The following is a 10,018-nucleotide window of genomic DNA, read 5'->3' as shown; positions in this document are numbered from 1 at the left end:
CTGAAACTCAGTATATTGTTTAATAATTATTCAATTTCGGACGACTTGGTTTTCTGTCCGAATTACGCAACAAAGCCTTCTTCTATCTCTATCCATTGGGAGTAAGAGCAAGGGCGAATAAGCGTTCGAATAAAATCGAGTACGTTTTCCCTTTGATGACGCCTCATGCCTAACTGGAGCTTTAATCCATCTTCTAACATAAGCGGTACGAGCTCAGCAGTGGCTTCCGTACAGTAGATAGGACCCTTATAACCTGCAGCCAATAGCCAAGGTAGCCGACCAACATGATCGATATGAGAATGGGTTAGAACAACCGCTTTGAGATCAGAGATAGAAAAGTCGATATTCAAACTCTCCTGCTGAGCATTATCTTGACCTTGTAGCAAACCACAGTCGATCAGCACACTTCCATTTTGTAATACGAGCTCGTGACAAGAGCCAGTAACCGTATTTTTCCCACCGTGGTGCAGTACTTTCATAACGAAACGACGTCTTTTCCTTTGTTAACCCACGCTTACGAGTATTTGCTTTTATATATAGCGACACCTCGCGACGTAAAGACGGCTCAGTCAATCGCGCAATGAACAAGGTAAGCAGAAAGTGGTGAATAAGTGAGCGTATTGTAGGCAAGGATAATGAGAGTAAGAAAACAGCAAAACCGAAAGTTTAGAGAGACTTAGATATTCGTCATAAATTTGACTGTGTAGCATTGCAACCTGTTGTGATGCAATTCATATTATTGCAACTATTTTCACTTAGACTTCTGAGATTAACGCGCTAGCTATACAAACATCAGCTATGCCGGAAGGAGTTTAATAATTAGTAAGCCAACAAAAAAAGCGTCACGTTTATGGCGAGTTAAGTGTCAGAAAAAAGACATTTTTTTGCAAGCTTTTTACACGTTCTACTTTTAGTTGCAACGTGTTTACTATACAATTCGTCTCCTGTTTGGAAACGCAACCATTAAACACTACGTCTAAAACTTGCTTCTAGGAGCCAGACCTAGGGGCGGTAGCGTGCCCAAATCATCTGTTAGTCTCTTTCCTAACAGAAGAGAGACCAAGCAAGATAATTTTTAATAATAATAAGCACCTAAGTGCATTTCTGGCAAGATTGATTTATAAAAAACGAGAACTATTACAAATTTATGTAATTCCCTTTTGTCAGAGGGACGCTCAAAGCTAACAAAGTGGCGAGCAAATGTTGGTTAGGCATAGGTTACAATTTAAATCTCCATTTCTCATACCTATCAAAACCAAATACTAGGTTTATAGAAGTACATAACTACCGGCCCAAACCGTTAGTTAGTGTATTCAGCTTTGTATTTGGCCTGCCTATAAAAGGCTGAGAACCGATGACCGTCACGAGCTAGTGTCGGTGGAACTCAGCTACTTACATATTCAATATTAGAAATTAGCGTTTGCAATGCGTTACAACCCACGTTGGCTAATGTGGTTTTGTCACGCCAAAAAATCACCTGCTCATTCTTAGAGTTCGGCGTGTTTAGATACGAGCGAAGCAAGAATCAGCAGGATCGGACCTGTGATGCAATGGAATCCGTAAAGGGAATCAGTCGGATGCGTTATAGATTTACCTCAAACTTATTTAATAACACAGTTGGCTACCATGAATAATGCATATTTATTTGTATTTATTTTGTCGTTCGTTCTACTTTTTGTTATGCGCAAAGTTGCTAAGCGCGTAGGTCTAGTAGATAAACCCAATGCAAGAAAGCTCCACCAAGGAGTAGTACCCCTTGTAGGAGGCATCTCCATTTTCTCTACTATACTGGTCGGGTTCCTTCTGTTCCTACCAATGAATGACAACCTATCACTCTACTTATCTTGTTCGGCTGTGCTTATAGTGCTCGGCGCATTAGATGACTACTACGATGTAAGTTTCAAAATTCGTCTTATTATCCAAGCCGGAATATCCCTTGCGATGATTTACATCGGAGGCCACAGCTTACACGATTTAGGCTACTTAATGGGGAGCGAAACCATTGCCCTGAATGAAGTCACTGGCGCAGTGATCACCGTTATTGCGGTAATAGGCGCAATTAACGCATTTAATATGGTTGATGGCATAGACGGCTTGCTGGGCGGGTTAGCTTCTGTCACCTTTACTGCATTAGGTATTGTGTTTGCCTACAACGGAAATGAATATTTAGCCACGATCTGTTTAATGATCGTGACTGCGATGCTTCCTTATATCTTCCTAAACTTAGGTTTCCCACTTGGTCGTCGCTTTAAAATCTTTATGGGTGATGCTGGCAGTATGTTTATAGGCTTTACCGTGGTCTGGATGCTGATTCGCGGCACGCAAGAACCAGGAGCGGTAGCCTTCAAGCCAGTCACAGCACTGTGGTTGATAGCTTTACCCTTGATGGATATGGCAACCATTATGATCCGTCGTATTCGTAAAGGTCAGTCACCATTCCAACCAGACAGAGAACATCTACACCATATTTGTCAGCGTATTGGGCTTTCTCCAGGTGCAACGTTAATTTTCATCTGTTCGATGGCATCAATTTGTGCCGCTATCGGCTTGTGGGCTGACTTTACTGATGTCAGTGAATCTACCATGTTCTTCGCCTTTGTAATTCTTTTTGCGTGTTATTTTTCTGTGATTAACCATATTTGGCGTATTTCATCTTGGGTAAATAGATTGTTTGAAAAGAAAATAGAATTAAAAGAACAGAAAATTGATTAATTTGGTAAAACAAACTTTATGTTTAAAATTTTAGCTAAAGTATTAAGTGGCAATATAATATATTTCGGCTCTTCTTGGCTGATGCTTGCATTTACATCTACGTATTATGGTATAGAAGAAATGGGAGTTATGGGGCTTTCTATCTCGGTATGTGCCCCATTACTTTTGTTGTTTGGCTTATCACCAAGGCAACTAGTGGTAACTGGTGTTATAAAAAATAGAATGATGTTTCAAAGCTCTAGAAATAGTCTTCTTTTTATTTTTTCATTAACTTTAATTCCGATGTCTATGGTTTTAATTGACCAAGAATACATACTGGTTTTTTTCTTGTTTTCTATATTTAAGGTTGTTGAATCGATATACGAATTAGAATATGCATGGCTTACAAAAGCAAAAGACTTTGAAAGAATATTTTTTATTCAGAAATTTCGTTCAATTCAGTTGGTTTTGTTTATATTAACATCAGTTTTTACTTATAGCCTTAAATTATCAATAATAATAATTATAATATTTAACTTACTTCTAATGATTAAGTTAAATGTTAAGTTTACTCTAGGATTTAAAATAAAAGAAGTTTTAAGTAATGTTAAGATAAGTAGTTTAGTCTCAATATCTTCATTCATTACTCTTCTTTATTTAAATATGCCTAGATATTACCTTTCAATAGATGGATTATATGTGGTTGGTATATTTACGGGCTTGGTTAATATAATCAATGTTATGAGGTTGGTTGTTCAATCCGGAACGCAATCATTATTACCTTTTTTATCCGATAGTTATATTGAAAATAAAAAAACAAAATTTTTGAAACTCATTTTTAAGCAGTTAGCCTTTATACTATTGGTATCTTCGATATCTTTTGCTTTCTACATCCTTACAGAGGATAAAGCATTAAGGCTAATATATGGTAACGACTTCGTGGTTGAGGACGGGCTGATAAAGTTAACATTAATTTATGGTTTTACGTTATGTGTGGCTATGATATTAAATAATGCTGTGACGGCAATGAAACTTTTTAAACACCAATTATATATATCGTCATTTTTATGTATTTCTATGATTACTATCGGTTCGTTGTTAGTTAAAACTTATAGTATCAATGGTGCCTTCCTATCTTTAATTTTTATATCATTAATTCAAATACTTCTTCTTTCGATATCTATTTCTAGAGAGTTATCCTTTACCGAAAGGAAGTGTAATAGATGAGCTTTATTCTCTTTTCAATATTAGGTGTTTTATATTTTATAACATGTTTGTTTTTTTCTCTAGATATAATTTATATTCTATTTTTAATTGTTAGCCTATCACAATTAATAGTTGTTAATGAGTCTAAGTTAAAGTACGAGTCGCCTATATTATGGTACTCAACCGCCGTATATTTTTATCATTTTTCTTCACTATTTCTAGCTACTGTTGGATATTATCAATTTGAAAATGCTTTAGAATCATCGATAATATATGGAATTATCTATTATTCATCAGTGGCTCCCCTATTTTTTTGCCGTAAAAGCTCAATTGACAATCAAATTTTAGATAGGTTTGATTTATTCTTTGAAAAAAACACAATATTCATAACATACTTAATATTTATGGTTCTAACCATATTATCCAATGTGTTCTTCTTTAAAAGTGGCTTCTCTAACAAAGGCGAGGCAATCCTTTCTGGAGGAACCAGATTCAACTTTATATATAATTGGGCTAGTCTGTTTACTCTTCTTTTTATTATTCGCTATAGGGATTCTAAGTTATATTTATATGCGATGGTTTTTAGTTTTATTCTCTTTCTATTTACTTCTCTAAATACCGGAGAGAGGAATGTTGTCCTAAGTTATACGCTGAGTGTAATTATACTTCTTGTCGTTTTTAATAAAATCACCAGACAGAAATCGATTATATTTTTTATTTTGGCCGCTTCTTGTATCCCGATATTACAAGAACTAAAAACAGTATTTGCAAAAGACTTAGGGGACATAATTGCTCACAGAGACTCGATTCCATTTTATGTAAAGTTGTTGCAGGGGGAGTTTAGGAGTGCATCCAGAAATATTGATTGGTTGTTGTCTAGGGAAAGTAGTTATGATATTTCCTACGGACTAAATTTGATAAAAGACATTTTAGTTGGTTTTTCTCCTATATCCACAGGGATCCTAAATAGCCAAACTTGGTTTAATAATACCTTTTTTTCTGAAGTAGTAGCTACAGGGCAAGGATATGGATTCTCTTTGTATGGTTCGTTTTATATAGCTTTCTATTGGCCAGGGTTAGTAATTATATCCATTATTTATTCATGTACTATTGTGATGATCTACAATAATGCTAAGGATAATATATTTTTATTTTTATTGTCTATATTGATGATTACACCTTTAATATATGCACAACGTGGCGACCTTTCTGTTGTATTATCATTTATGATTAAACAAAATTTATTGCCTCTAATTATAGTTTATTTGTTTTCAAGATTATTTAGAAGGGTCTTTTCTTCATGATTACTTTGAGAGTTATTAGGTTAATTAGAAAAATCATCATTACAACATTATATAAGTTTATCTATTGGAATAGATTTAAAATAAACCCGATAAAGAGCTACTTTTGTGGTTGCATAAATATATCAGATAATGGTGTTATAGTTGTTGGTGAGGGGCTTAGAAATAAAAAAAACTTATCATTTAATGTAAGTGGTGGAAAATTATTAATTGGCAAGAAATCATTTTTTAATAATAACGTTTCTATTAATGTTAAAAACAAAATAATTATTGGTGATGATTGTTTGTTTGGTGAAAATATATGTATGTATGATCATAATCACAATTATCAACAATATGAAATAAATATTCGAGAACAAGGATTTTCATCAAAAGAGATAAAAATCGGTAATAATGTTTGGGTTGGGAGTGGCTCAATTATTTTGTCAGGAGTAGAGATCGGCGATGGCTCAATTATAGCTGCTGGTTCGATAGTTACGAAAAACGTACCATGTAATTCTGTTTTTCTTCAAAAAAGAGATACTATAATTACAAATAAGTAAATTAAATTTATGAAAAGTATATTGTTTATAGATAGCTACTATACTGGTCTAAATGGAGCGCCAGCCAGTATGTTATCCTTAGCCTCTGGGCTTAAATTGAATGGCCATTCTGTTACTATCTCTTCAACAAAATTCGATGGTTTATTGGCTAAAGCAGAAGGCTTAGGTCTAAATGTAAAAAGCTTAAATACTCCAACAGTATTACTGCGCTCAAGAAAAGATTTTTCTTTACCCAATAAAATTAGTTATATGTTTGTGTTGTTATATTATTGGTTTTTTCAATTAATTAAAATTAACTTTAATAAGTTTGATACTATATGTATAAATGATATTAGAAGCTTTTTATTACTCTTCCCTATACTGATTTTAAATAAAAATAAAATTATATGGTATGTTAGAATTAATGAAAGAATAAAGCTAATATCTTCACTCGCAGCGTTTTTGTCTAAAGAGATAATTCTTATTTCATCAGATTGTATCGATGTTTTGTCTCATACAGAACGAAATAAATATTCAAAAAAAATATCCATATTGCATACTGGATTTAATTTTAATGAAGTCTGTAAAGAAAAAGTCATTGAGATAGAAAAGTCTATACCTAATAAGAATGGAAAGGTTTATATTACCGTCGGCAGTGTTTGTCCAAGAAAAAATCAAATGGAAATCATACAATCTTTCAATGAAGTTTGTGAAAATGATGATTTACTCTTACTGATAGGTAGTGCGACTTCTAATGAAGACTTGATTTATGAAAATGAAATGAACTCTAAGATATCAGAATTGAATTTAGAAAATAAAATCATTAGAGTTCCTCATACACCTTATGTACATGAGTACCTATCGATTTCAGATATCTTTCTATTTGCAAGTCATAAAGAAGGTTTGCCTCGAGTTGCTATTGAAGCTTTGCATTCAGGTTGCTTTCTATGCTCTTCGCTTGTAGATGGAATAAGAGATATTATAGATGATAGTAATAAAGGTTTAGTCACTTCAGTAAAACCTAATGATCCTCGTTTTCATTCAGAATTCGTAAACAAAATTTTGTCTATAGATAAGTCTCAACTTTCAGAACGAGACTTAAGGAAAAATTACATATCAAAAAAATTTGGTTATGATGAGTTTATTTCTGGGTTTGAAAAAATAGTTTTTAATAAGGATTTTTAACGTGAATAAGAATATCACAAATTTTATCAGAGACTCGTTAAGAGCTCTGCTAGGCATTAAGATCTATAACAAATTAAGATTTATTCTTACACACAAATATTATCCAAGTTTTTCTAATCCTAAAACTTTTTCTGAAAAAATTCAGTATAGAAAGTTTTACGAAGATCCTAATAAGTACTCAAAATTTGCCGATAAATTAAAAGTTAGAGATTATATTCAAGATGTTGTTGGTGGTGAGTTTTTAGTCCCTCTTATACTCAGCTCTGAGAAATTAACTTTGTCACAACTAACAGCCTTGCCATCTAAATTTGTTGTTAAATCTAGTAATGGAGGAGGCGGTGTTAATGTTAAAGTTGTTCAAGATAAGAGTAAAGAAGATTTGCATTCACTATGTGAGCAATTTAATCGATATCTGACATTAATGCCTGGAAAAGGGATTGATGAACTATTCTACGATATAGAAACTCCGACAGTTCTTGTGGAGGAGCTTCTGGAAAATAAAGATAGCTCTATCTTATTAGATTATAAGTTCCATGTTTTTAATAATGGTGAACTTATACTTTTACAAATAAACTCCGAATATAACACTCCAAACTGTACCAAAACACTATATGATTTAGATGGTAATAAGTATCATATTCAATTCTCAAAATATAAGCATGGGCCTTCTAAAATTAACCTTCCACAAAAATTCTCAGACATGGTTGATATGGTTACTTTGTTATCAAAACCGTTCAATTATGTCCGCGTTGATTTATTTAATGTGGATGGAAAAATATATTTTGGTGAAATGACTTTTTGTCCGGCTAGTGGTTGGGATAAATTTGAGACATACAAGGATGACTTATATCTCGGTAATTTTTGGAAGTAGTGTTACTACTTGAAATTAACTATATTTTGTCTAGTTAGGTTGGCTTAGCTTTTAAATTGGAAACTATAATGAAATATTTAGTAACTGGCGCAGCGGGTTTTATTGGCGCTAAAACCATTGAAGTGCTTTTGAGTAAAGGTGCGAGTGTTGTTGGTGTAGATAATATTAATGACTACTATGATGTTAATCTTAAAGAAGCTCGACTACTGACGATCAACAATAGTGAGCGATTCGAATTTGTAAAGATGGATCTCTCGGATAGACAAGCTGTAGCTGATTTCTTCGCTAACAACCAGTTTGATTGTGTTATCCACTTAGCAGCTCAAGCTGGTGTGAGATACTCTATAGAAAACCCGATGGCCTATGCGGATTCTAACTTAGTTGGTCACCTAAACATCCTAGAGGGTTGCCGACATTCAAAAGTTAAGCATCTAGTTTACGCATCGTCATCTTCTGTTTATGGCTTGAATCAAAAAACACCTTTTGAAACAAGTGATACGGTTGATCATCCAGTTTCTTTGTATGCGGCGACGAAGAAATCAAATGAGTTAATGGCACACTCATATTCTCACTTGTATGACTTACCGACCACTGGATTGCGGTTCTTCACCGTTTACGGTCCATGGGGTCGTCCTGACATGGCACCTTTTATTTTCACTAAGAAGATATTAGAGGGCGATACAATTGATATAAACAATAATGGCGATATGTGGCGAGACTTCACTTACATTGACGACATTGTTGAAGGTATTGTACGTATTTCTGAGGTTATCCCTCAAAGAAATGACGACTGGACCGTTGAATCCGGTACGCCTGCTTCTAGTTCTGCTCCATATTCTGTTTACAATATCGGTCACGGTAGTCCAGTTAACCTTATGGACTTCATCACGGAAATCGAATCTGCGCTTGGTATTGAAGCGAAAAAGAACTTCCGCGAGATGCAGCCTGGTGATGTGTATAAGACTTATGCTGATACCTCTGATTTATTCGAAGCGACTGGCTATAAACCTCAAGTTGGTCTTAAACAAGGCGTTCAAGCCTTAGTTGATTGGTATCGCGAGTTTTATAAGGTTTAGGTAGTTAGATGAAAACGGTTGCGATTTCAGCAAATACAAGTTGGTATTTATATAATTTCAGAAGAAACACCATTACGGCGTTGTTGGACGCTGGTTATCAGGTTGTAGCTATAGCCCCTAAAGATGATTATTCACCGAAACTTGAATCACTTGGAGCAAGCTTTTGTCATATCAACATTGACCAAGGGGGTACAAATCCTGTTAAAGATATTGGTACGTTTTTCTCATTTATCAAAATCTTTAAGAGCGTCAAACCCGATGTGGTACTGAACTTTACTCCAAAGAATAATATCTACGGTACGTTAGCTGGGCATTTTGTTGGCTCTAAGTCGGTCAATAATATTGCCGGCTTAGGTATGGTCTTTATTAATGAAGGCCTTACGTCTAAGATTGCCAGATTGCTGTATAAAATGAGCCAATCTAAAGCAAGTAAGATCTTCTTTCAAAATGAAGACGATAAAACGTTGTTTTTGGAGAACCGGTTAGCGCCATCGTATCTTGTTGATCGTTTACCTGGTTCGGGAGCTGATCTCAACCGTTTTCAAGTTAGCCCTGCAAATGATGACGGTGTAATTCGCTTTTTATTGATTGCCAGAATGTTGTACGACAAAGGCATTGGTCACTACGTTGAAGCGGCTCGCGCATTGAAGTCTAAACATGGTGATAAGGTTGAATTTCGATTACTAGGTTTTCTTGATGTTAATAACCCTTCAGCTGTCTCTAGTAGTGATATGCAAAAGTGGGTTGATGAAGGCATTGTAAGTTATCTTGGCACTTCTGATTGTGTAGAAGAGGAGATTGCGAAGGTAGATTGCATGGTGCTTCCTTCATTCTATCGAGAGGGAGTACCTAAATCGTTACTTGAAGCGGCGGCAATGGGGAAACCCATAGTAACAACTGACAATGTTGGTTGTCGTGAAACGGTTGACGATGGAGTCAATGGTTATTTATGTACTCCTCGTTCGACAGAGAGTTTAATTGAAAAACTGGATTTGGTGATCAACCTCACTCATCAAGAAAGGTTAACAATGGGACAATTCAGTCGTCAAAAAGTTGAACGAGAGTTTGATGAGCAGTTAGTCATACAAAAATACTTGGACGCAGTGGAAGATTGCTTTCAAAAAGAAAAAACTCAAGCAGAAGGCCTCAGTGCCAGCTAGCAAAACT

The 10,018-nt window shown here is 34.8% G+C and carries 8 protein-coding genes and 1 pseudogene; 8 read left to right on the top strand and 1 reads right to left on the bottom strand.

Features of this window, described 5'->3' with window-relative positions:
• Positions 1-80: 80 nt before the first annotated feature.
• A pseudogene (locus R7Z49_RS08130) lies at positions 81-479 on the bottom strand (MBL fold metallo-hydrolase); the annotation flags it as partial.
• Positions 480-1,626: 1,147 nt separating this feature from the next.
• Between R7Z49_RS08130 and wecA the strand changes: the two are divergent.
• The 8 genes from wecA (at position 1,627) to R7Z49_RS08090 (ending at position 10,011) form a co-directional block, all read left to right on the top strand.
• Positions 1,627-2,712: a UDP-N-acetylglucosamine--undecaprenyl-phosphate N-acetylglucosaminephosphotransferase gene (gene wecA / locus R7Z49_RS08125; protein WP_318111530.1), complete on the top strand. Its 1,086-nt coding sequence runs from the start codon at positions 1,627-1,629 to the stop codon at positions 2,710-2,712.
• Positions 2,713-2,730: 18 nt separating this feature from the next.
• A complete protein-coding gene (locus tag R7Z49_RS08120) occupies positions 2,731-3,918 on the top strand; it encodes a lipopolysaccharide biosynthesis protein (RefSeq protein ID WP_042522628.1) in 1,188 nt (395 codons plus the stop codon).
• Positions 3,915-5,201: an O-antigen polymerase gene (locus R7Z49_RS08115; protein WP_042522629.1), complete on the top strand. Its 1,287-nt coding sequence runs from the start codon at positions 3,915-3,917 to the stop codon at positions 5,199-5,201. Before R7Z49_RS08120 ends, R7Z49_RS08115 begins: the two co-directional genes overlap by 4 nt.
• Positions 5,198-5,740 carry an acyltransferase gene (locus R7Z49_RS08110; protein ID WP_042522630.1) on the top strand — a complete coding sequence of 181 codons (543 nt, stop codon included), beginning with the start codon at positions 5,198-5,200 and terminating at the stop codon, positions 5,738-5,740. The genes R7Z49_RS08115 and R7Z49_RS08110 overlap by 4 nt, the downstream gene beginning before the upstream one ends.
• 9 nt (positions 5,741-5,749) lie before the next feature.
• The gene (locus R7Z49_RS08105; RefSeq protein ID WP_042522632.1) at positions 5,750-6,904 is read left to right on the top strand and encodes a glycosyltransferase family 4 protein; all 1,155 of its coding nucleotides are present in this window, start codon (positions 5,750-5,752) and stop codon (positions 6,902-6,904) included.
• A gap of 1 nt (position 6,905) precedes the next feature.
• Positions 6,906-7,775: an ATP-grasp fold amidoligase family protein gene (locus tag R7Z49_RS08100; RefSeq protein ID WP_318111527.1), complete on the top strand. Its 870-nt coding sequence runs from the start codon at positions 6,906-6,908 to the stop codon at positions 7,773-7,775.
• 68 nt (positions 7,776-7,843) lie between these two features.
• Positions 7,844-8,851, top strand: coding sequence for an NAD-dependent epimerase (locus R7Z49_RS08095; protein ID WP_005384851.1), 1,008 nt, complete (start codon positions 7,844-7,846; stop codon positions 8,849-8,851).
• A gap of 8 nt (positions 8,852-8,859) precedes the next feature.
• The gene (locus R7Z49_RS08090) at positions 8,860-10,011 is read left to right on the top strand and encodes a glycosyltransferase family 4 protein (protein ID WP_161440728.1); all 1,152 of its coding nucleotides are present in this window, start codon (positions 8,860-8,862) and stop codon (positions 10,009-10,011) included.
• Positions 10,012-10,018 lie beyond the last annotated feature (7 nt).

Source organism: Vibrio sp. 1562, from assembly GCF_033340155.1.
Lineage (GTDB): Bacteria > Pseudomonadota > Gammaproteobacteria > Enterobacterales > Vibrionaceae > Vibrio > Vibrio alginolyticus.
The sequence above is the reverse complement of the archived record's forward strand: the minus strand, read 5'-3'. Positions and strand labels throughout refer to the sequence as shown.

Excerpts from the sequence above, each read along its gene's own strand:
- wecA (WP_318111530.1), top strand. The coding sequence starts at position 1,627 with ATGAATAATGCATATTTATTTGTATTTATTTTGTCGTTCGTTCTACTT.
- R7Z49_RS08120 (WP_042522628.1), top strand. The coding sequence starts at position 2,731 with ATGTTTAAAATTTTAGCTAAAGTATTAAGTGGCAATATAATATATTTC.
- R7Z49_RS08115 (WP_042522629.1), top strand. The coding sequence starts at position 3,915 with ATGAGCTTTATTCTCTTTTCAATATTAGGTGTTTTATATTTTATAACA.
- R7Z49_RS08110 (WP_042522630.1), top strand. The coding sequence starts at position 5,198 with ATGATTACTTTGAGAGTTATTAGGTTAATTAGAAAAATCATCATTACA.
- R7Z49_RS08105 (WP_042522632.1), top strand. The coding sequence starts at position 5,750 with ATGAAAAGTATATTGTTTATAGATAGCTACTATACTGGTCTAAATGGA.
- R7Z49_RS08095 (WP_005384851.1), top strand. The coding sequence starts at position 7,844 with ATGAAATATTTAGTAACTGGCGCAGCGGGTTTTATTGGCGCTAAAACC.
- R7Z49_RS08090 (WP_161440728.1), top strand. The coding sequence starts at position 8,860 with ATGAAAACGGTTGCGATTTCAGCAAATACAAGTTGGTATTTATATAAT.